At 64.8% G+C, this 20122-nt stretch carries 21 protein-coding genes; 13 read left to right on the top strand and 8 right to left on the bottom strand.

Going from position 1 to position 20122, the window contains the following annotated elements:
• Positions 1-148 precede the first annotated feature (148 nt).
• The 4 genes from HOP53_RS19135 to HOP53_RS19150 all read left to right on the top strand — a co-directional run bounded on the left by HOP53_RS19135 (position 149) and on the right by HOP53_RS19150 (position 4368).
• Complete coding sequence (locus HOP53_RS19135) at positions 149-1177, top strand: amino acid ABC transporter substrate-binding protein (protein ID WP_234271471.1); 1029 nt, start codon at positions 149-151, stop codon at positions 1175-1177.
• Positions 1178-1287: 110 nt separating this feature from the next.
• Entirely contained in the window at positions 1288-2478 is a 1191-nt protein-coding gene (locus HOP53_RS19140; protein WP_234271472.1) for an amino acid ABC transporter permease, read from the top strand.
• A 10-nt stretch (positions 2479-2488) separates the two neighbouring features.
• A complete protein-coding gene (locus tag HOP53_RS19145; RefSeq protein WP_234271473.1) occupies positions 2489-3589 on the top strand; it encodes an amino acid ABC transporter permease in 1101 nt (366 codons plus the stop codon).
• A 50-nt stretch (positions 3590-3639) separates the two neighbouring features.
• Positions 3640-4368, top strand: a complete 729-nt coding sequence (locus HOP53_RS19150) for an amino acid ABC transporter ATP-binding protein (RefSeq protein ID WP_234271589.1) — start codon at positions 3640-3642, stop codon at positions 4366-4368.
• Between the two features lie 98 nt (positions 4369-4466).
• On the opposite strand, the gene HOP53_RS19155 is transcribed toward HOP53_RS19150, so the two are convergent.
• Positions 4467-4895, bottom strand: a complete 429-nt coding sequence (locus HOP53_RS19155) for a hypothetical protein (protein WP_234271474.1) — start codon at positions 4893-4895, stop codon at positions 4467-4469.
• 111 nt (positions 4896-5006) lie between these two features.
• Entirely contained in the window at positions 5007-5603 is a 597-nt protein-coding gene (locus tag HOP53_RS19160; RefSeq protein WP_234271475.1) for a histidine phosphatase family protein, read from the bottom strand.
• Between the two features lie 180 nt (positions 5604-5783).
• On the opposite strand from HOP53_RS19160, the gene phnD reads away from it, so the two are divergent.
• The 6 genes from phnD to HOP53_RS19190 all read left to right on the top strand — a co-directional run bounded on the left by phnD (position 5784) and on the right by HOP53_RS19190 (position 12160).
• Positions 5784-6785 carry a phosphate/phosphite/phosphonate ABC transporter substrate-binding protein gene (gene phnD / locus HOP53_RS19165; protein WP_234271476.1) on the top strand — a complete coding sequence of 334 codons (1002 nt, stop codon included), beginning with the start codon at positions 5784-5786 and terminating at the stop codon, positions 6783-6785.
• A gap of 91 nt (positions 6786-6876) precedes the next feature.
• Positions 6877-7686: a phosphonate ABC transporter ATP-binding protein gene (gene phnC, locus HOP53_RS19170; RefSeq protein WP_234271477.1), complete on the top strand. Its 810-nt coding sequence runs from the start codon at positions 6877-6879 to the stop codon at positions 7684-7686.
• Complete coding sequence (gene phnE, locus HOP53_RS19175) at positions 7673-8482, top strand: phosphonate ABC transporter, permease protein PhnE (protein ID WP_234271478.1); 810 nt, start codon at positions 7673-7675, stop codon at positions 8480-8482. Before phnC ends, phnE (HOP53_RS19175) begins: the two co-directional genes overlap by 14 nt.
• Entirely contained in the window at positions 8476-9285 is an 810-nt protein-coding gene (gene phnE / locus HOP53_RS19180; RefSeq protein ID WP_234271479.1) for a phosphonate ABC transporter, permease protein PhnE, read from the top strand. Before phnE (HOP53_RS19175) ends, phnE (HOP53_RS19180) begins: the two co-directional genes overlap by 7 nt.
• Positions 9286-9385: 100 nt before the next feature.
• Positions 9386-9814 (top strand): host attachment protein, encoded by a 429-nt coding sequence (locus HOP53_RS19185; RefSeq protein ID WP_234271480.1) that lies wholly within the window; start codon positions 9386-9388, stop codon positions 9812-9814.
• A 282-nt stretch (positions 9815-10096) separates the two neighbouring features.
• A complete protein-coding gene (locus tag HOP53_RS19190) occupies positions 10097-12160 on the top strand; it encodes a methyl-accepting chemotaxis protein (protein WP_234271481.1) in 2064 nt (687 codons plus the stop codon).
• Between the two features lie 41 nt (positions 12161-12201).
• Here HOP53_RS19190 and HOP53_RS19195 read toward each other — a convergent pair whose 3' ends face one another.
• Positions 12202-13128: a LysR family transcriptional regulator gene (locus HOP53_RS19195; RefSeq protein ID WP_234271482.1), complete on the bottom strand. Its 927-nt coding sequence runs from the start codon at positions 13126-13128 to the stop codon at positions 12202-12204.
• A gap of 146 nt (positions 13129-13274) precedes the next feature.
• Between HOP53_RS19195 and HOP53_RS19200 the strand changes: the two genes are divergently transcribed.
• Positions 13275-14051 carry a ferredoxin--NADP reductase gene (locus HOP53_RS19200; protein WP_234271483.1) on the top strand — a complete coding sequence of 259 codons (777 nt, stop codon included), beginning with the start codon at positions 13275-13277 and terminating at the stop codon, positions 14049-14051.
• 75 nt (positions 14052-14126) lie between these two features.
• Here the strand turns inward: HOP53_RS19200 and glnK are convergent, their stop codons facing one another.
• The 3 genes from glnK to HOP53_RS19215 all read right to left on the bottom strand — a co-directional run bounded on the left by glnK (position 14127) and on the right by HOP53_RS19215 (position 16296).
• Positions 14127-14465 carry a P-II family nitrogen regulator gene (glnK, locus tag HOP53_RS19205; protein WP_086509163.1) on the bottom strand — a complete coding sequence of 113 codons (339 nt, stop codon included), beginning with the start codon at positions 14463-14465 and terminating at the stop codon, positions 14127-14129.
• A gap of 136 nt (positions 14466-14601) precedes the next feature.
• Positions 14602-15927 carry an ammonium transporter gene (locus tag HOP53_RS19210; RefSeq protein ID WP_234271484.1) on the bottom strand — a complete coding sequence of 442 codons (1326 nt, stop codon included), beginning with the start codon at positions 15925-15927 and terminating at the stop codon, positions 14602-14604.
• 30 nt (positions 15928-15957) lie between these two features.
• Positions 15958-16296, bottom strand: a complete 339-nt coding sequence (locus tag HOP53_RS19215) for a P-II family nitrogen regulator (RefSeq protein WP_010625805.1) — start codon at positions 16294-16296, stop codon at positions 15958-15960.
• A 282-nt stretch (positions 16297-16578) separates the two neighbouring features.
• On the opposite strand from HOP53_RS19215, the gene HOP53_RS19220 reads away from it, so the two are divergent.
• Positions 16579-16908 carry an accessory factor UbiK family protein gene (locus HOP53_RS19220; RefSeq protein WP_234271485.1) on the top strand — a complete coding sequence of 110 codons (330 nt, stop codon included), beginning with the start codon at positions 16579-16581 and terminating at the stop codon, positions 16906-16908.
• A 75-nt stretch (positions 16909-16983) separates the two neighbouring features.
• Complete coding sequence (locus HOP53_RS19225; RefSeq protein ID WP_234271486.1) at positions 16984-18489, top strand: YifB family Mg chelatase-like AAA ATPase; 1506 nt, start codon at positions 16984-16986, stop codon at positions 18487-18489.
• Positions 18490-18660: 171 nt separating this feature from the next.
• Here the strand turns inward: HOP53_RS19225 and HOP53_RS19230 are convergent, their stop codons facing one another.
• Together HOP53_RS19230 and HOP53_RS19235 are read right to left on the bottom strand one after the other, a co-directional pair.
• A complete protein-coding gene (locus tag HOP53_RS19230) occupies positions 18661-19140 on the bottom strand; it encodes a hypothetical protein (protein WP_010625795.1) in 480 nt (159 codons plus the stop codon).
• On the bottom strand, positions 19134-20117 hold the full coding sequence (locus HOP53_RS19235; protein ID WP_234271487.1) for an alpha/beta hydrolase: 984 nt from the start codon (positions 20115-20117) through the stop codon (positions 19134-19136). Before HOP53_RS19235 ends, HOP53_RS19230 begins: the two co-directional genes overlap by 7 nt.
• Positions 20118-20122: the final 5 nt, after the last annotated feature.

The following is a 20122-nucleotide window of genomic DNA, read 5'->3' on the forward strand; positions in this document are numbered from 1 at the left end:
TGCACAGGGTGGATCGCCTTAGAGGCGAGCGTTGAATAATGGTTTTGCCTGCGCTATCCCCGTCCTGGAACAAACCTTGCTAAGGTGCTGGTCACATGCCCAGGCATGCATCGTCCAAGAATACCAAGAACCCATGAGGATCTATTCAATGCGCGACAACAAGAACAAGTGGCTTCTGGTCACTTCCGCAGCGGTACTGGCACTGGGTACCGCCTCCCTCGCTTCGGCCAACACGCTGCAGAATACTCTTCAGCGTGGCGCCGTGCAGTGTGGCGTCAGCGACGGCCTGCCGGGTTTCTCCGCGCCCGACGACCAGGGCGAGTGGCAGGGGCTGGATGTCGACGTGTGCCGCGCCGTTGCGGCCGCGGTGTTCGGTGATGCCGACGCCGTACGCTACATCTCGCTGAACGCCGTGGAGCGCTTCACCGCGCTGCAGTCCGGCGAGGTCGATGTACTTTCGCGTAACACCACCTGGACCACCACCCGCGACACCACTCTGGGTCTGAACTTCACCGGCGTGACCTTCTACGACGGTATCGGCTTCATGGTCAATCGTGACCTCGGGGTGAGCAGCGCCAAGGAGCTCGACGGAGCGGCTGTGTGCGTGCAATCCGGTACTACCACTGAGTTGAACGTGGCCGACTACTTCCGTGCCAACGGCATGGAGTTCGACCCCATCGTTTTCGACACCTCCGAGCAGACCGTGGGTGGCTACGAGGCCGGACGCTGCGACGTGCTGACCTCCGATACCTCACAGCTGGCGGCGCTGCGTATTCAGCTCTCCGATCCGGATCACTCTGTCATTCTGCCCGAAATCATCTCCAAGGAGCCGCTGGGCCCGGTGGTGCGCCAGGGTGATGATCAGTGGTTCAACATCGTCAAGTGGTCGCTGTTTGCCATGCTCAACGCCGAGGAAATGGGGATCACCCAGGATAACGTCGACGAGATGCGCAACTCCGACGATCCGGACATTGCCCGTCTGCTGGGTCAGGACGGCAACTACGGCGAAGGCATGGGGCTCGACGCCAACTGGGCGTACAACATCATCAGCCAGGTGGGCAACTACGGTGAGAGCTTCGAGCGCAACGTAGGCATGGGCTCTCCGCTGGAGATCGAGCGCGGTATCAACGCGCTGTGGACCGACGGTGGTATTCAGTACGCTCCGCCGATCCGCTGATTGAACCGTCCGAGTCACCTGAGGTGCCTCGATCCACCTAAGCCCCGGCCCGGACATCCCTCGGCCGGGGCTCGATAACTGCTTGACGGATCCAGGCGGAGAGTCCCTTCATGTCCGTTCGACCCAAGGCCCATTCGCTGGGCCCAAAACCGCCATTCTGGCGCGACCGCGGCAAGCGAGCCCTGATCTTCCAGGTTCTGCTCATTGCTGCTGTCGCGGCCTTCCTGCTCTATATCGTCAGTAACACCCAGGCCAACCTTGCTGCTCGAGGCATCACCACCGGTTTCGGCTTCCTCAACAACACGGCAGGTTTCGGCATCGTCCAGAGCCTGATCGATTACTCGTCACAGAGCACCTACGGGCGCACTTTCCTGGTGGGCCTGCTCAATACGCTGCTGGTGTCGGCGCTGGGCATCGTGGCGGCCACCATCATCGGTTTCATCGTCGGGATTGCTCGCCTCTCGCCCAACTGGCTGATCGCCCGGTTGGCCAGCGGCTATATCGAGATATTTCGTAACATCCCGCTGCTGTTGCAGATCTTCTTCTGGTACTTCGCCGTGTTGCGCGCCATGCCTTCGGCACGTGACAGCTACTCCCTTGGCGAGGTGATTTTTCTCAACGTGCGCGGCCTCTACGTGCCCGAGCCGCTGTTCGAGTCGGGGTTTGGCCTGATCCCGCTGGCCCTTGGCATTGCGGTGGTGGCAAGTATCGCGCTGATCATCTGGAACAAGCGGCGGCATGAAGCCACCGGCAAGCGTCTGCCGGCGGGCTGGATCTCGCTGGCCTTGATCGTCGGCCTGCCGCTGTTCGTGCTGCTGGTGACCGGCGTACCCGTCACCTGGGACGTGCCCGAGCTGCGCGGCTTCAACTTCCGCGGCGGCATCACCATTATCCCCGAGTTCCTGGCTCTGTGGCTGGCGCTCTCGATCTACACGGCGTCGTTCATCGCCGAGATCGTGCGCTCCGGTATTCAGGCGATTTCCCATGGTCAGACCGAAGCGGCCCAGGCGTTGAGCCTGCCGCAGAACCTGGTGCTCCGCCTGGTGGTGGTGCCTCAGGCACTGCGCGTGATCATTCCGCCTCTGACCAGTCAGTACCTCAACCTGATCAAGAACTCCTCGCTGGCCACGGCCATCGGTTATCCCGACCTCGTCTCGGTGTTTGCCGGTACCACGCTGAACCAGACGGGGCAGGCGATAGAGGTCATCGCCATGACCATGGCGGTCTACCTGACCATCAGCCTGCTGGTGTCGATGTTCATGAACTGGTTCAACGCCCGCGTGGCGCTGGTGGAACGCTAGGAGAGGCGCCATGACGACTCAATACAAGATGATCGAGGCGCGTCCTGCGCCGAGGAACACGGTGGGGCCTGTCGCCTGGTTGCGTGCCAACCTGTTCAGCGGGCCGGTGAACTCCTTTTTCACCCTGCTTGGCCTCTATCTGCTCTACCTGCTGCTCACCCCGACGATCCAGTGGGCCATCATCAACGCCGACTGGATCGGCACCTCGCGAGATGACTGCTCCCGCGAAGGGGCCTGCTGGGTCTTCGTCAGCGCTCGCTTCACCCAGTTCATCTACGGGCTCTATCCGCGCAGCGAGATCTGGCGGGTCGACGTGACCTTCGCCACTTTCGCCGCGCTGATCGCTTGGCTGGCCATACCGCGGCTGCCCTTCAAGCGCTGGGTGGCGCTGGTCACCCTGGTGGGGTTCCCGGTATTCGCCTACTTCATGCTTTACGGCGGGTATTTCGGCCTGCCCGTCGTGCCGACCCACCGCTGGGGCGGACTGATGCTGACCCTGGTACTGGCCGTGGTAGGCATGGTCGGCGCACTGCCGATCGGTATCTTGCTGGCGCTCGGACGCCGCTCGCAGATGCCCATCGTCAAGAGCTTTTGCGTGGTGTTCATCGAGTTCTGGCGCGGCGTGCCGCTGATCACCGTGCTGTTCATGGCCTCGGTCATGCTGCCGCTGTTCATGCCGACGGGCGTCAGCGTCGACCGCCTGATCCGCGCTTTCATCGGTATCACCCTGTTCCAGAGCGCCTACATGGCCGAGGTCATCCGGGGCGGGCTGCAGGCGATACCCCGCGGCCAAGAGGAAGCGGCGGCGGCGCTGGGCATGAACTACTGGATGCGCATGGGCCTGATCGTGCTGCCCCAGGCGCTGAAGATGATGATCCCCGGTATCGTCAACACCTTCATCTCGCTGTTCAAGGACACCACCCTGGTCATGATCATCGGTCTGTTCGACCTGTTGGGCATCGTCCAGGCGGCGCTGTCGGATTCCCGCTGGCTGGGCTTCGCGCTCGAGGGCTACGTCTTCGCCGCGTTCATGTTCTGGATCTTCTGTTTCAGCATGTCGCGCTACAGCCAGTACCTCGAGCGGAAGCTGCACACCGGCCATAAGAGATAGGAATGAGAACAATGACTGAACAAGCAACCAAGGCCGGCACCGAGACCCCCATGGTCGAGATGCGCGGCGTCAACAAGTGGTACGGCGACTTCCACGTGCTGCGCGACATCGATCTCGAGGTCAAGCGCGGCGAGCGTATCGTCATCTGCGGCCCTTCGGGCTCGGGCAAGTCGACGCTGATCCGCTGCATCAACCATCTCGAGGAGCATCAGGCCGGCGAGATCGTGGTCGGCGGCATTCCGCTGACCCAGGACGTCAAGCGCATCGAGCAGATCCGTCGCAACGTGGGGATGGTGTTCCAGCACTTCAACCTCTTCCCGCACCTCACCGTGCTGGAGAACTGCTGCCTGGCACCCATGTGGGTGCAGAAGAAGCCGCGGCGCGAGGCCGAGGCGCAGGCCATGAAGTATCTGGAACGGGTGCGGATTGCCGAGCAGGCGCGCAAGTACCCCGGGCAGCTCTCCGGCGGCCAGCAGCAGCGCGTAGCGATCGCCCGCTCGCTGTGCATGCATCCCGAGGTGATGCTGTTCGACGAGCCCACCTCGGCACTCGACCCGGAGATGATCAAGGAGGTGCTCGACGTCATGGTCGAGCTGGCCAACGAGGGTATGACGATGCTGTGCGTGACCCACGAGATGGGCTTCGCCAAGACCGTGGCCGACCGCGTGATCTTCATGGATCAGGGGCAGATCATCGAGGAGAACGCGCCGGAGCCTTTCTTCAACAACCCGCAGTCCGAGCGTACTCAGCTCTTCCTCAGCCAGATCCTCGGTCACTAGGAGCGAGGCTGCCGGGACCGCCTTTCGTTACGGTCCGGCAGCCGCCCATGCCTCGACGAGGCGGTCGGCCTACCGGTGTGGGCGTGACCGCTGGCCGATCAGATGCTGCCTTGAGGCTTGAGGGGCTCGGCGGGGCGTGTCACGCGGGCACTGCCCAGCACGCTGGGTTCGATCTCGACCGAGCGTGCCTCGCTGGTCCATGCGGCCTGGGAATCATGTACTGCCGGGCGGCGCTCGAAGGAGCGCGTCATCACGTCGCCGGGGGCGAAGCCCGCCCGGGTGTCGAGATGGTAGGGCAGCAGCGAGATCTCGACGAGCAAGCGCAGGACGAGGGTCGCGGCCAGCCACAGCCCGGCGCCCACGGCCAGCTCGGGCCAGGTCTGGTACCAGCCGGTGGCAGCGAACCAGGGGGTGCGTGGCAGCAGCCATAGTGCGGCGGCGACAATCAGCCCCATCTGCAACAGGAGATGGAAGAAGAGCAGGAAGCCGCGGGACATGGGGCGGCGGGGAAACAGAAACTGACGCATCGGGCTCCTCCCTTGGGCACATCGGCATACGATGAACGTGCCGACATCCCTGCCGACGGTTCGATGCTACCCCAGATCGCGGCCAGCGTCAGCCGATACGTCGGGAAACGCTCACCCTCGGTCGAGCAGGGTGATGCTTGCCGGTAACAGAGCGTCCTGGTCGCGATGCTCTCCGAGCGGACGGCCCGACAGGGCGGTCAACAGGATCTGCAGCGGATCGCCGTGGCTCACCAGCAGCACGGTCTCCTGGCGCAGCGATTGCTCCAGCGAGGCGATCACCCCCTGCATGCGAGAGGCGACACTGGCGACGCTCTCCACGCCATGCTCGCGATGCTCCGGGTCGTGCCCATCAAGCGCCCAGACCTCGGGATAGCGGCTGTCCGGCCCACCTTCAAAATCGCCGAAGGCACGCTCGCGCAGGCGCGGCTCGGGTTGCAGCGCGAGCCCGAAGTGCGTAGCCACTCGGGTGGCGGTTTCGGTGGTGCGCAGGAAGTCGGAGTGCAGGATGCGGGTCGGCGTCGGCCAGCGCCAGTCGGCGAGCAGCGCTTGCAGCTGTGCCTCGCCCCGATGGGAGAGGCCGTACGCCGAGAGCCCCCTGGCCGGGGTGCTGATGATCAAGTGCCGCTCGTTGGCCTCGCTATGGCCATGCCGCATCAGCAGGTAGCGGTTGTGGCGCGCGCCCGTAGAGAAGTGAAATCGGTTTGACATCGTCTTGTCACACTACCTAGATTGAAGGTTAGTTTCGTTTGCGATCATGCGGGCTATAGCATGTTCGCTTTCGAGCAGAATAGGCGGGATGCCGGTACGGGTCATCCCGTGTCTTGCCGCAAGACCGGCACACTTGAATCCAATAACTCGAATAACGACAAAGATCAGAGAGACACGCCAATGACAACACCCAAGCCTTTCGGACGCTCTGCCCTCAATTCTCTGGCCCTGTCCAGCCTGCTGCCTCTGGCGCTGCTGATCTCGGCACAGGCCCAGGCCGATTGCCCCCGCGGTGACCTGGACACTCTATTCTGCGACGAGGATGGCGACATGGTCGCCGATCTGCCCGCCGATGAATCCGAGTGGGCCAACCCCGATACGCTGATCTTCGCCTACACCCCGGTGGAGGACCCTGCCATCTACTCCGACATCTGGCAGCCCTTCATCGATCATCTGCAGGAGGTGACCGAGCGTAACGTACGCTTCTTCGCCGTGCAGTCCAACTCGGCTCAGGTCGAGGCCATGCGCAGCGGGCGGCTGCACATTGCCGGCTTCTCCACCGGCCCGACGCCGTTCGCGGTGAATCTGGCCGGCGCGGTACCGTTCGCCCTGATGGGCTCCGACGACGGTCAGTTCGGCTACACCCTGCAGGTATATACCCACGTCGATTCCGGCATTGACGAGCTGGAGGACCTGCGCGGCAAGCGGGTGGCGCACACTTCGCCCACGTCGAATTCCGGCAACCTGGCGCCGCGGGCCCTGTTCCCTGAGCTCGGCATCGTGCCCGATGAAGACTACGAAGTGGTCTACTCCGGTAGTCATGACCAGTCGATGCTGGGCGTGGTCGCTCGCGACTACGACGCCGCACCGGTGGCCTCCGAGGTAGTGGAGCGCATGGCCGCGCGGGGGCTCTACGATCCGGACGAGGTCAAGATCATCTACGAAACCGATGCCTTCCCCACCACCTCCTACAACTACGCGCACAACCTCCACCCTGACCTTGTCGAGAAGATCAAGGAAGCCTTCTTCACCTTCGATTTCGCAGGCACGGCGCTGGGCGATGAGTTCGAGGGCGTCGACAAGTTCATCCCCATCAACTACCAGGAACACTGGGAGATGATCCGCACCATCCAGGCCGCCAACGACGTGCGCTACACCCGCGAGGACCTGGAGCAGGAATAACCAGGCGGACTCTGAAGCCGGGGCCCTTGGCAATGCCGAGGGCTCTCCTGTCCCAGAGGGCTTTCCTGTCCCTTCAGCGTGAGGTGGGTGAATGCTGGAAATTGCGAAACTGGTCAAGCGTTACGGCCGTGACGAGCCGGTGCTCAAGGAGCTGGATCTGAAGGTCGAAGGCAGCAGCGTGGTCTCCATCGTCGGCGCCTCCGGGGCCGGCAAGAGCACCATGTTGCGCTGTATCAACCGCTTGGTGGAGCCCTCTTCAGGTTCGATCAAGCTCAACGGCACCGAGCTGGTCAACCTGCGCGGGCGCGACCTGCGCCGTGCCCGGCGCAAGATCGGTATGGTGTTTCAGGGCTTCAATCTGATCGACCGTCTCACGGTGATGGAGAACGTGCTGGCAGGGCGGCTCGGCTACGTCAATCTCTATCAGGCGATTACCCGCCGCTATCCCCAGAGCGATATCGAGCGCGCCTTCACACTGATGGAACGAGTGGGCATCGCCCACTACGCCAACAAGCGGGCCGACGAGCTATCCGGTGGTGAGCGTCAGCGGGTCGGCGTGGTGCGGGCGCTGATGCAGGAACCGGAAATCCTTCTCGCCGACGAGCCCACCGCCTCCCTCGATCCGCGCACCTCCGAGCAGATCATGAAGCTGCTGCAGAGCCTGGCCAGTGAGCTCTCACTGCCGGTACTGATCAACATTCATAACGTGGCCCAGGCCAAGGCCTACACCGAACGCATCGTCGGCCTGCGCCACGGCAGGATGATCTTCGACGGCGTGCCGGCCGATTTCGGCAAGGAGGCGCTGGACGCCATCTACGGCGGCATCGAGACGGCCGAAGACGAGATCACCGAGGAGCCCGGCCGCCCGGCGCAGCAGGGGGTGGCTCATGACTCGACCTGACCAGGCCACCGCGCCGCGCACCTGGCGCAAGCCGCCCTTCATCGCCAACCCGGTGCTGCGCTATGGGCTGTGGCTGGTGGTGATCGTCTACCTGGTGTGGGCCTTCGGCTCGCTGCCGTTCAACTGGGCGCGCATCAGCGAGGGCCTGCCACGGGCGGCACGTATCTTCGGCGGCGGCTTTCCTCCCAGCTTCGAGCGCAGCGGGCTGCTGATCACCGGCTTCAAGGAGAGTTTCCAGATCGCCATCTTGGCCACCCTGATGGGGGTGGCGCTGTCGATTCCGTTCGCCGTCATGGCGGCCAAGAACGTGGCGCCCAAGCCCATCTACCTCCTCGGACGGGCGGTGATCATCATCTCGCGCAGCTTCCATCCGGTGATCGTCGCCATCCTGTTCGTGGCAGCGGTGGGCTTCGGTCCTCTGGCCGGCATCCTGACGCTCACGATCTACTCGATCGGCTTCGTCGGCAAGCTGCTGGCGGAGGAGATCGAGGAGATCGACTGGGGCCAGGTCGAGGCGATGAAAGCCGCCGGGGCGGGCTACCTGGCGACCCTGATCTACGCCGTGTTTCCGCAGATCCTGCCGCGCCAGGTGGGGCTCTCCATGTATCAGCTCGACAGCAACCTGCGCGCCTCGGCGGTGGTCGGCATCGTCGGTGCCGGCGGGATCGGCGGCACCCTGATGAATGCCTTCGGTCGCTACGACTACGATTTCGCCTTTGCCATCCTGCTCATGATCATCGCCGTGATTCTGGTCAGTGAAGGCATCAGCGGCTGGGTGAGGAAGAAGATATGGTAGATCATGCCGGTGCCCTGGCCGACCGCGTCTGGCGGCGCTACGACCGCAAGCAGCAGCTGATCCGCTACGGCGTGCTGCTGGTTACCGTGATGGTGGTCTACTGGGCGATACGCGACATCGACATCTTCTGGCCGTGGGTGTGGGACGCCCCCAACCAGATCTCGAGTCTGGGTGCGCGCATGTGGCCGCCCGACCCCTCGCGGCTTGCCGCGATCACCAACGCGCTGCTGGAGACGGTACACATCGCCACCCTGGCGACCCTGCTGACGATCTTCATCGCCCTGCCGGTCTCTTACATCGCGGCCCAGAACACCACGCCCAACCGCGCCTGCCTGTGGCTGGGGCGCTTCATCCTGGTGGCCAGCCGTTCGGTGAACACCATCATCTGGGCGCTGCTGTTCGTGGCCATCTTCGGTCCCGGGGTGCTGGCGGGAATATTGGCCATCATGTTTCGCTCCATCGGTTTCATCGGCAAGCTGATGGGTGAGGCCATCGAGGAGATCGACCGTCGCCCGGTGGAGGCCATGGAAGCCACCGGCGCCTCCAAGGCCAAGGTGATCGCCTATGCCGTCGTGCCCCAGGTGATGCCGGCGTTCTTCGCCATCGTCATCCTGCGCTGGGACATCAACATCCGCGAATCGACGGTGCTGGGGCTGGTTGGCGCCGGCGGTATCGGGGTGATCCTGCAGGGGGCCATCGACACCTTCGCCTGGCCCACGGTGGCCACCATTCTGATCGCCATCGTCGTACTGGTGCTGATCGGCGAGGCAGTGACGGGCCTGCTGCGGCGCAAGGTGCTCTAGAAGGCGTCGATGAGGTGGTGGTTGACCTACCCGGCGCCCCTTGCCATGTTGAACTCGAGGCCCCGTGATGGGGCTCCACTCACTGCATCAAGGAGAGGCTATGACAACGTATATCGTGGTGGCCGATGCGGCTAGGGCGCGCGTATTCACCCGCGACGCGCTGCAGCTGGAGGAGAAGGAGAGCCTGGTGCACGCCGAAGGGCGGCTGCACGAGGGAGACCTGGTCACCGGCGAGACGGGAGCCGTCGACGAGTCGACCTCCCATACGCGGCGTTCCAGCCGCGGTGACAGCGTGGCGCTGGACCATGAGGCGGAAATCTTCGCCAAGCAGATCGCCGAGCGAATCTACAAGGCCCGAGTCGATAACCGCATGGACAAGCTGATCCTCGTCGCGCCGCCCCGCTTCCTGGGCGTGCTGCGTGACAAGATCGACGGGCCGACCAGCAAGCTGATCATTCACACTCTGGACAAGGATCTCTCCAAGGCGCCGCTGAACGATATCCAGAGAGCCGTCAGCGACATGCGCTGAAGCGACCTTAGGAAACACTGCACAAATGCCTGCGCGAGCGAATCGCTGCGTTGCGCGGTGCTGGTGCGCCAGCCCGGTCGGAATCCTCACATATACCCCATATGCTCCGGTTCCTGTGCTCCGTGCGCCTTGCACTTCATCTCGCTCGTCGATTTGTTCAGCGTTTCCCTTAGCCTCGCATTCAAGCTTGCACTCAAGACAAGGGCGTTCTTGCCGATAGAAGGAGCATGTCTGTGAAGTTTGCTTCGCTGCAACATGCTACCCACTTCAGCGAGAACGCCCATGCATTTCAGATCGATCCGCCAGTTCGTGGTCATGCTGGCCGGGCCCTGCCTGTTGGCAGTGGTCGTGGCCCTGGTCGTCTATGCCCTGTTCTCCTCGGCACGTACCCAGCAGACCGTCGAAACCCACACCCGCGAACTGCTCGAAGGGGCCGTCGACGAGCGTCTGGAGGTATTGGCGGACGCCGAGGCCGGCAGGATCCAGCGCGAGCTCGAGCATGCCCTGACCCTGGCCACCCAGCTGGCCGATACCAACGCGCTGATGGGGCAGAGGGACGGCAGCGGCCGTACCGCCCTTGGCCTGAGCCGGCGCGAACTCTCCAACCTGGTACGCGAGACGGTGGTGCAGAACCCCTCGCTGCTGGATGCCTTCATCGGCTGGGAGCCCGATGCCTTCGGCCGCGATGCGCTGTATGCCGAGCTTGGCGAAAGCGACGGCTACGATGGCAGCGGCCGCTTCATGCCCTGGTGGTATCGCACCGGGGAGGGTGGCGTTGAGGTGCTGCCGCTGGGCGAGACCATGGAGAGCACGGCGCTGCTCGGCAACGGCGTGCGTGAGGGCGAATACTACCTCTGTCCGCGGGAGAGCCTCGCCCCCTGCATCATCGACCCGGCGCCCTACGACTTCGGCGGCGAGACGCTGCTGGTCACTTCGTTCAACGTGCCGATCGTCGTCGGCGGGGCGTTTCGCGGCGTAGCCGGCGTCGACCTGTCGCTGGACTTCATCCAGGAGCTGCTGATGCAGGCCAATGGCCAACTGTACGGCGGTGCGGGCGAAATGGCGCTGGTGGCGGGGCGCGGGGGGCTGGTGGCCTATACCGCCAATGCCGAGCGGCTGGGCGATGCGGCAAGCGAGGCCTTCGATGCTCAGGTGCTGTCGGCCCTCGACCGGGCTCGGGCCGAGGGCACCAGCGTGAGTCTGGCGCGGGATGGCATGCTGGAGCGCTATCAGCCCTTCACCATCGGTGCCAGCGAGCAGCCCTGGACGCTGATGATCCGGCTGCCCGAAGCGGCGGTGATGGCAGAACTCACGGCGCTGCAGGCGATGATGAACGAGCAGCGCCGGGCCGACACCCTGGGCATGGCGCTGGTCGGCCTGCTGCTGGCGGCATTGGGGCTCGCCGCCCTGTGGTGGGTCGGCACCCGCGTGTCGCGGCCGCTGCGCCTGCTGGCCGAACGCATGCGTGACATCGCCTCCGGCGACGGCGATCTGACCCAGCGCCTGCCGGTACGAGGGCGCGACGAGAGCGCCGAGCTCGCCATTCAGTTCAATGCTTTCGTCGACAAGATCCACGACGTGCTGCTCGATGTGCGCGCCAGCAGCGAATCGGTACGTATAGCGGCCAGCGAGATTGCCAGTGGCGGCGAGGATCTGTCGCGGCGCACCGAGCAGGCCGCCGCCAGTCTGCAGCAGACTTCTGCCTCCATGGAGCAGATCTCGGCCACGGTGGAACACACCTCGGCCTCCTCGCGGGAAGCCAACGGGCTGTCGAAGTCGGCCGCAGAGGTCGCCCAGCGCTCCGGCGACACGGTAGGCCAGGTGGTGGACACCATGCAGGAGATCAGCCGCTCGTCGGAGAAGATCGGCGAGATCGTCAAGGTGATCGACGGCATCGCCTTCCAGACCAACCTGCTGGCGCTCAATGCCTCGGTCGAGGCAGCCCGGGCCGGCGAGCACGGCCGCGGCTTCGCCGTGGTGGCGGGAGAAGTGCGCCAGTTGGCCACCCGCAGCGCCGAGGCCTCGCGCGACATCCGTGGGTTGATCGAGGCCTCCAGCCAGCGCGTCATCAACGGCACCGAGCTGGTGGGACGCGCCGGCGAGAGCATGGGCGAGCTGATGGCCAGCGTGAACCGTGTGGCCAACATGCTCGGCGAGATCAGCATGGCCGCCGGTGAGCAGAGCGACGGCATCGGCCAGGTCAGCGTGGCCGTGGCCGACCTCGACCGTACGATCCAGCAGAATGCCGCGCTGGTGGAGGAGTCGACCACCGCCGCCGAGCAGCTCAGCGAGCAGGCCGATCGTCTGGCCCAGGTCGTCGGCGGCTTCCGCCTGCGCGATCGCTGACGCGCAGAGGCTGAGGCACAGAGGCTGGGGCAACAGGCGGGTCAGGAGACCGGCGGCAGATCGATCTCGTCGCTGCGTCTGGCCCCCTCGGTCATCTGGCGGCACAGGCGCAGGAACTCGCGCATGCCGGTGGCCAGGTACTTGTGGCGATGCCAGATGAAGGCGAACTGACGGCTCAGGTCGAGTTCGGGCGTGGGAATCGGCACCAGGCTGCCGCGGCGAAAGGCGTCACGCAGCGCCAGCTTCGATACGCAGCCGATGCCGAGCCCCGACTCCACCGCGCGCTTGATGCCCTCGGTATGCTCCAGCTCCAGTAGTGTGTTGAAGCGCCCGCGGCGGTGCCTCGCCGCCTGCTCCAGCGTCATGCGCGTGCCCGAGCCCTGCTCACGCATGATCCAGGCCTCGCGCAGCAGGCGCTCCAGCTCCACCGGCCCCTGGCCGGCCAGCGGGTGGCGAGGCGAGCAGAATACCGATAGCTCGTCCTCCACCCAGGGTTGGGTGATCACGTTCTCTTCCTCGCAGTGACCCTCGATGAGCCCCAGGTCGAGCTCGTGCTGGCGCACGCGGTCGATGATCTCTCGCGTGTTGCGCACCGCCAGGCGTACCCGGCTGCCCGGGTGGCGCTGCATGAAGTCGCTGATCAGCAGCGTCGCCAGGTAGTTGCCGATGGTCAGGGTGGCGCCCACGTCGAGCGAGCCGATGCCCTGCTGGCCGTGCAGGATCTCCTCGATCTCCTCGGCGCGGTCGAGCAGCGCCACCGCCTTGGGCAGCAGCTGAAATCCCAGGGCGTTGAGCCGCAGCCGCTTGCCGATGCGGTCGAGCAGCTGGCAGTCGAACTGGCGCTCGAGCTCGGCCAGGGCGGTACTGGTGGCCGACTGCGACAGCGAGAGCGCCCGCGCGGCGCGAGAGACGCTCTCATGCTGGGCGACGGCGACGAAGACCTCGAGTTGGCGCAGGGTGAAGTGCATGAAACGGCTCGATGTTGATCTATATCAGAAATCTGGATAAAGGATATCCATACAATCCAATTAACAGATAAACCTTGCGCTCTTATAATGCAAGCAAATCATCTAGCCCAATGCTTTATTCGATATAGGAATATCTAGGAGCCGGCATGAGCAAGTTTGCGTTGGAAGAGGTTCTCAGTGTCCACCACTGGAACGACACCCTGTTCAGCTTCCGCACCACCCGCGAGCGCAGCCTGCGCTTCAAGAACGGTCAGTTCGTGATGATCGGTCTCGAAGTGAACGGCAAACCGCTGATGCGTGCCTACTCCATCGCCAGCCCCAACTACGAGGACCACCTCGAGTTCTTCAGCATCAAGGTGCCCGATGGTCCGCTGACCTCACGTCTGCAGCACCTCAAGGTGGGCGACCAGATCATGGTCAGCCGCAAGCCCACCGGCACCCTGGTCACCGACGACCTGCTGCCGGGGCGCAACCTCTACTTCCTCTCCACCGGTACCGGCCTGGCCCCGTTCATGAGCCTGATCCAGGACCCGGAGGTGTACGAGCGCTACGAGAAGGTGATCCTGGTGCACGGCGTGCGCAGCGTCAGCGAGCTGGCCTATGCCGACTTCATCACCAAGGAGCTGCCGGCCCACGAATACCTGGGCGACGAGATCCGCGAGAAACTGGTCTACTACCCCACCGTGACCCGCGAGGAGTTCCATACCATGGGCCGCCTCACCGATCATATCCGCAATGGCAAGCTGTTCGAGGACACCGGCATTGCGCCGATGGATCCCAAGCAGGACCGCGCCATGATCTGCGGCAGCCCGGCGATGCTCGACGAGACCAGCGCTCTGCTCGACGACCTGGGCTTCAACATCTCGCCGCGCATGGGCGAGCCCGGCGATTACGTGATCGAGCGCGCCTTCGTCGAGAAATAAAAAGGGGCGTTTCGGTGCTTGCCGAGCTTCAAAAAACCCACGGCCTTGCGGTCGTGGGTTTTTGTTTGGCTGGGCTTATACCGCATCCTTGCCGGTTTCGCCGGTGCGGATGCGAATCACCTGCTCCAGCGGGGTGATGAAGATCTTGCCGTCGCCGATCTTTCCGGTATTGGCAACCTGAGTGATGGCGTCGATCACCTGCTCGACCAGGTCGTCGTCGATGGCGATCTCCACCTTCACCTTGGGTAGGAAGTCGACCACGTATTCGGCACCGCGATAGAGCTCGGTGTGGCCCTTCTGACGACCGAAGCCCTTCACCTCGGTTACGGTGATACCCTGCACCCCGATCTCCGAAAGCGACTCGCGAACGTCGTCGAGCTTGAACGGCTTGATGATGGCGGTCACCAGTTTCATGGTCTGTTTCCTCGTTGTCGTGCGGGGTTCTTCGCTCGAACCCGGGCGGGTACGAATCGGCTGGCCTCAAGCATACACCGCCCTCGGCAGGAAGAAAAAAGGCTCCCCGCAGGGAGCCCGGAAGGGGGAAGTATTTTTATTCTGGGCGGGGCTGGCCGACCGGTGCGCCGGCTGCATAGCCGCCGGACTGCGGACGTCCACCGCTACCGCCATAGACACGGGCGACACTGAACTCGGGGTAGGCTTCCATGCCGCACTCGGCCAGGTCGACCCCCTCGTACTCTTCCTCTTCGCTGACCCGTACGCCCATGATCGCCTTGATGATCAGCCATACGGCCAGGCTGGCGGCGAAGACCCAGGCGAAGATCGCCAGGCCGCCGATGATCTGGGCGCCGAAGGTGGCGTCACCGTTGGAGAGCGGCACCGCCAGCAGGCCCCAGATGCCGACCACACCGTGCACCGAGATAGCGCCGACCGGATCGTCGATCTTCAGCTTGTCGAGGGTGACGATGGCGGCCACCACGATGAAACCACCCACGGCACCGATCAGGGTCGCGCCCAGCGCAGTGGGCTCCAGCGGCTCGGCGGTGATCGCCACCAGGCCGGCCAGGGCGCCGTTCAGGGCCATGGTCAGATCGGCCTTGCGAAACCATAGCTTGGCCAGGATCAGCGCGGCGATGACGCCACCGGCCGCTGCGGCGTTGGTGTTGACCAGTACCTGGGCCACGTTGTTGGCCGAGGCCACGTCGGAGAGCTTGAGCTCCGAGCCGCCGTTGAAGCCGAACCAGCCCATCCACAGAATGAAGGTCCCCAGGGTGGCCAGCGGCATGTTGGCGCCCGGGATGGCATGAATGCTGCCGTCCTTGCCGTACTTGCCTTTGCGCGGGCCGAGGATCAGCACGCCGGCCAGAGCCGCGGCCGCCCCGGCCATGTGCACGATGCCGGAGCCGGCGAAGTCGGAGAAGCCCAGCTCGTCGAGCCAGCCCTCGCCCCAGGTCCAGTAGCCGGACACCGGGTAGATGAAGCCGGTCATGACCACGGCGAAGGCGAGGAAGGCCCACAGCTTCATGCGCTCGGCAACGGCGCCGGAGACGATCGACATGGCGGTAGCGACGAACACCACCTGGAAGAAGAAGTCGGCGCGCATGGAGTAGTAGGGGGCGTCTTCACCGCCGGCGGTGACCGCATCGACGCTGTTCTCGCCGCCGATCAGCACGCCCAGGTTGGGCAGGATGCCGCCGGCATCGCTGGAGTACATGATCGAGTAGCCCACCAGCAGATACATGGTGCAGGCGATGGCGAACAGGGCGATGTTCTTGGTCAGGATCTCGGCTGTGTTCTTGGCGCGCACCATGCCGGCTTCCAGCATCGAGAAGCCGGCGGCCATCCACATCACCAGCACGCCGCAGATCAGGAAATAGAAGGTGTCGAGCGCATAGCTCAACTCGGCAAGTTCACTCATGGGTGTTCTCCGTTGTTCTCGTTATGACGATCAGACGGCTTCGGCGCCGCGTTCGCCGGTACGGATGCGAATCACATCCTCCAGCGGCGTCACGAAGACCTTGCCGTCGCCGATCTTGCCGCTGTTGGCCGCACCGCAGATGGCGTCCAGCACGCTCTCGACGCGGGAGTCGTCCACGGCCACCTCGACCTTGACCTTGGGCAGGAAGTCGACCACGTATTCGGCGCCGCGGTAGAGCTCGGTATGGCCCTTCTGGCGACCGAAGCCCTTCACTTCTGTCACGGTGATGCCTTGCACGCCGTTGTCGGCCAGGGCCTCGCGTACGTCGTCGAGCTTGAAGGGTTTGATGATGGCGGTGATGAGCTTCATTAGCGTCTCTCCATGCTGGGAATGGGGCGATGAGTTGCCAGCTGTGCCCTGCTTATGCGCATTACGTGCCATTTCCGAAAAAAACCTTTTCTTACAGCCGTTTTTCAGAGCGAGGGAGGCTCGATTCACCAAGAGGGAGAGAGGGGCTGCACGCCCATGCACCAGCTTGGTGCTCTGCTCTGGTGCAGGTGCGTCATGTCGGAGCGTGAGAAGGGCATGCGTCGTTGCAGCGCCTTGCGTATGCTGTAGGGCAACATGCCCAGGCAGAAGGAGAAGCGCACCATGGCGAGTCAGGACCCCATCAGCCGATTGGCGCAGCAGCTCGGCGAGCGCCTGCAGGGGGCGGCCCAGGCGCCGGAAGAGTTGCAGAAGGGAATACAGCAGGTCGTGCGCGGCGCCTTCGACCGCCTCGAGTTGGTATCGCGGGAGGATTTCGACATCCTGATGGACGTGCTGCAGCGCACGCGTATCCGGGTCGAGGCGCTGGAGCAGCAGGTAGCCGCGCTGGAGAAGGCGCTGGCGGCCCGCGAAACTCCGGTGACCCAGGCGACTCTCACGCTGCCCGAGGACGCAGGCAAGGACGACGGCGAACCCAGCGAAGCCAAGCGCTGAGCCAGCGTGGAAAGCCCATTGCGGCATAGTGCTAGTATCTGAGCCTCACGCAAATGAACTGCGAGGGACCGCAAGATGCTGGCGATCGTTGCCACGCGGGCTGGCCTGGGGCTGGAAGCGCCCGAAGTGCAGGTCGAGGTACATCTGGCCAACGGCCTGCCGGGTATGACCCTGGTGGGTTTGCCCGAGGCCGCCGTCAAGGAGAGCCGCGAACGGGTGCGCAGTGCCCTGGTCAATGCCGGCTTCGACTTCCCCAACACACGCAGAATCGTGCTCAACCTGGCGCCCGCCGACCTGCCCAAGGTCGGCGGGCGTTTCGATCTGCCCATCGCGCTGGGCATTCTGGTGGCTTCAGGCCAGCTTCCCGGCGAGGCGCTGGAAGGCATCGAGAGCGTCGGCGAGCTGGCGTTGGACGGCCGGCTGCGTCCCATCAGCGGCGTGCTGCCGCTGGCGCTGGCCGCACGCAAGGCCGGGCGCAAGCTGATCGTGCCTAAGGAAAATGCCGACGAGGCGGCCCTGGCCGGCGATCTGCAGGTGCTGCCGGCGGAGCACCTGCTCGACGTCATGGCGCACCTGCTGGGGCAGCAGCCCATCGCCGCGCACCGCCTCGAGGCGCCGCCCGCTGCCACCGTGCGCGAAGGCGATCTGGCCGACGTGCGCGGCCAGCACCAGGCACGCCGTGCGCTGGAGATCGCCGCGGCCGGCGCTCACAACCTGCTTTTCGCCGGCCCACCCGGTACCGGCAAGACCATGCTGGCGAGCCGCCTGCCCGGCATCCTGCCCGAGCTCACCGAGGAGGAGGCGCTGGAAGTCGCCGCCATCCGCTCGGTATGCGGTCTGCCCCTGGCCGAGCAGTGGGGGCGCCGGCCGTTTCGCGCGCCGCACCATACCGCCAGCGCCGTGGCCCTGGTCGGTGGCGGCTCCTGGCCGCGCCCGGGGGAGATCTCCCTGGCCCATCACGGCGTGCTGTTTCTCGACGAGCTGCCCGAGTTCAGCCGCCACGTGCTCGAGGTGATGCGCGAGCCGATGGAGTCGGGGCGAATCCATATCGCCCGGGCCAACCACGAGCGTCAATTCCCGGCTCGGTTCCAGCTCGTCGCAGCGATGAACCCATGTCCCTGCGGTCATCTGGGCGATCCGCGCCAAGCCTGCCAGTGCACCGCGGCGCAGATCCAGCGCTACCAGTCGCGCCTCTCCGGGCCGCTGCTCGACCGCATCGATCTGCAGATCGAAGTGCCGGCATTGCCGCCGGAGCAGCTGACGTCACGTGAGGTGGGTGAAAGCTCCGCCGTGGTGCGCGCCCGGGTGATGGCAGCTCGCGAGCGTCAGTACGCCCGCGGCGCGCTCAACGCCTACCTGGGCGGGCGCGAGCTGGAGGCGGCCTGTGCGCTCTCCACGTCCGACCGTGCCTGGCTGGCCGGTGTGCTCGAGCGCCTGCGGCTCTCGGCGCGGGCCTACCACCGGGTGCTGCGGGTGGCGCTGACCCTGGCCGATCTGGCCGAAAAGCCGCACCCGGAGCGCGGCGAGCTGATGGAGGCGATCGGGTATCGGCAGCTCGATCGCCAATTGCGCCAGGGTTGAGAGGCTGCTTACACGCTACTGCGCTAGGCCATGCTGTGTTGAAATCAATCTCAAATTGCTCATTTACAAACCAGTAAACTCCGCTTTTTCGATTGATTTCGCCTTGCCTGGCCGTCGCTCGTAACGCGTGTAAACACCCTCTCCTAATGAGCCAATGCTTGCTGATGAGCTTTACAGCGCCGTGGCGTCGAAGGCGCCTTCGACCTCGGTCTGCCACAGGGCGCCGTCGTTGTCGGGGCGATGTAGCGACAGCGTGAGGCGGTAGGGCAGCAGGTCGCGGTCGGTCAGGCGCAGGCGCGGTGCGGTGGCTTCCAGCCGGCTCTCCATGCGCCACTGGTGAGCGCCGCCCTCTCCGGCCATCGCCGGCCGCCAATCGATCACCTGAGGGCCGTCGCTCACGCCCAGCAGGGCACGGGTGAGGCTTTCGAGGAAGCGGTCGCTGTCGATCTCGAGGCTATCGTCAACCTGGGGCGAGACCAGCAGCAGCACTTGGTCGGCGGGGGGCTGCAGGGCATCTACCTGGATCACCCGGTCGACGGCGCGGTCGCTCAGGTTCTGCAGGGCGCGGCGAATGGGATCGGGTTCGGGCGGCTGGGCGGCACAGCCCGCCAGCAAAATGAGAAGAGCGAGCAGCGCGATATGTCTCAGCATCGAATGTCAGGCTCCTGAGCGGCCGGTGCCAGGCGCTGCTCCAGCTCCTCGACGAAGGCGTCGAGTGACTTGAACAGAGCGTCGCGGATGGGCTCGGCTTCGTTGACTAGATGATGGCGCGCTTCAGGATGGCGCTCGATGCGGGCCTTGGGGAATTTTCGCTCCAGTACCGCCAGATTCCACTCCCAATCGACGGTGACGTCCTGCTCCCCTTGAAGGATCAGGGTGGGGAGGTCGCGTGGGGGCAGGGCGAGCAGCTCAGGCATCCAGCGGCGCATGGCGCTGACCCAGTTGAGCGACAGGTGCTCCGGCTGCAGCGGATCGTGCTCGCGCAGGAAGGCGGCAAACTCGGCGTCGGTGGAGTTGGCGCCGAAGCGGCGCGGCAGGGTCTCGACGAAGGGGCCCACCAAGGTGTGCAGCCACCCCGCCTGAGGCCAGCCGAAAGGGCGCACCAGGGGCGCGAGCAGTGCGAGGCCGGCCCAGCGATCCTCGTCGGCGTGGCTCAGGGCGTCGGTGGCAAGAATGGCGGCCCCGGTACTCTGGCCCACTCCGAGCCAGGGCCGGGGGGCCAGCCCGCTCCCTTCCAGCTGATCCTGCAGCGCATTTAGGCACTCGCCGTAATGCGCGAAGTCATCGATGCAGGCGCGCTTGCCGCTGGACAGGCCATGCCCCGGCAGGTCCCACATCACCACCCGCCAGCGACGCTCCAGCAGCCGCTGCAGCAGGTGTCGGTAGAGGCCGAGATGATCGTAGTAGCCGTGTACCACGAAGGCCGTGCCGATGGGCTCCGCGGGGTTCCATACCTGGGTCCACAGCTGATAGCGCTCGGTGCCGGTATAGCCAACGTAGAGGCCGACATGGTCGGTGAGCAGCGGTGCCAGGCCGTAATGTGCCAAATAGCCCGCCAGCGAAGGCTCGCCTTCGGCACGAAAGGGCGCCACCGGTCCCAGCGCCTGCAGGGGCGTAAAGTCGGTCATGACGT

The sequence above is a fragment of the Billgrantia ethanolica genome (assembly GCF_021404305.1).
Taxonomy (GTDB): Bacteria; Pseudomonadota; Gammaproteobacteria; order Pseudomonadales; family Halomonadaceae; genus Halomonas; species Halomonas ethanolica.

Coding starts and splice junctions, on each gene's coding strand:
- HOP53_RS19135 (WP_234271471.1), top strand. CDS start 149: ATGCGCGACAACAAGAACAAGTGGCTTCTGGTCACTTCCGCAGCGGTA.
- HOP53_RS19140 (WP_234271472.1), top strand. CDS start 1,288: ATGTCCGTTCGACCCAAGGCCCATTCGCTGGGCCCAAAACCGCCATTC.
- HOP53_RS19145 (WP_234271473.1), top strand. CDS start 2,489: ATGACGACTCAATACAAGATGATCGAGGCGCGTCCTGCGCCGAGGAAC.
- HOP53_RS19150 (WP_234271589.1), top strand. CDS start 3,640: ATGGTCGAGATGCGCGGCGTCAACAAGTGGTACGGCGACTTCCACGTG.
- HOP53_RS19155 (WP_234271474.1), bottom strand. CDS start 4,895: ATGCGTCAGTTTCTGTTTCCCCGCCGCCCCATGTCCCGCGGCTTCCTG.
- HOP53_RS19160 (WP_234271475.1), bottom strand. CDS start 5,603: ATGTCAAACCGATTTCACTTCTCTACGGGCGCGCGCCACAACCGCTAC.
- phnD (WP_234271476.1), top strand. CDS start 5,784: ATGACAACACCCAAGCCTTTCGGACGCTCTGCCCTCAATTCTCTGGCC.
- phnC (WP_234271477.1), top strand. CDS start 6,877: ATGCTGGAAATTGCGAAACTGGTCAAGCGTTACGGCCGTGACGAGCCG.
- phnE (WP_234271478.1), top strand. CDS start 7,673: ATGACTCGACCTGACCAGGCCACCGCGCCGCGCACCTGGCGCAAGCCG.
- phnE (WP_234271479.1), top strand. CDS start 8,476: ATGGTAGATCATGCCGGTGCCCTGGCCGACCGCGTCTGGCGGCGCTAC.
- HOP53_RS19185 (WP_234271480.1), top strand. CDS start 9,386: ATGACAACGTATATCGTGGTGGCCGATGCGGCTAGGGCGCGCGTATTC.
- HOP53_RS19190 (WP_234271481.1), top strand. CDS start 10,097: ATGCATTTCAGATCGATCCGCCAGTTCGTGGTCATGCTGGCCGGGCCC.
- HOP53_RS19195 (WP_234271482.1), bottom strand. CDS start 13,128: ATGCACTTCACCCTGCGCCAACTCGAGGTCTTCGTCGCCGTCGCCCAG.
- HOP53_RS19200 (WP_234271483.1), top strand. CDS start 13,275: ATGAGCAAGTTTGCGTTGGAAGAGGTTCTCAGTGTCCACCACTGGAAC.
- glnK (WP_086509163.1), bottom strand. CDS start 14,465: ATGAAACTGGTGACCGCCATCATCAAGCCGTTCAAGCTCGACGACGTT.
- HOP53_RS19210 (WP_234271484.1), bottom strand. CDS start 15,927: ATGAGTGAACTTGCCGAGTTGAGCTATGCGCTCGACACCTTCTATTTC.
- HOP53_RS19215 (WP_010625805.1), bottom strand. CDS start 16,296: ATGAAGCTCATCACCGCCATCATCAAACCCTTCAAGCTCGACGACGTA.
- HOP53_RS19220 (WP_234271485.1), top strand. CDS start 16,579: ATGGCGAGTCAGGACCCCATCAGCCGATTGGCGCAGCAGCTCGGCGAG.
- HOP53_RS19225 (WP_234271486.1), top strand. CDS start 16,984: ATGCTGGCGATCGTTGCCACGCGGGCTGGCCTGGGGCTGGAAGCGCCC.
- HOP53_RS19230 (WP_010625795.1), bottom strand. CDS start 19,140: ATGCTGAGACATATCGCGCTGCTCGCTCTTCTCATTTTGCTGGCGGGC.
- HOP53_RS19235 (WP_234271487.1), bottom strand. CDS start 20,117: ATGACCGACTTTACGCCCCTGCAGGCGCTGGGACCGGTGGCGCCCTTT.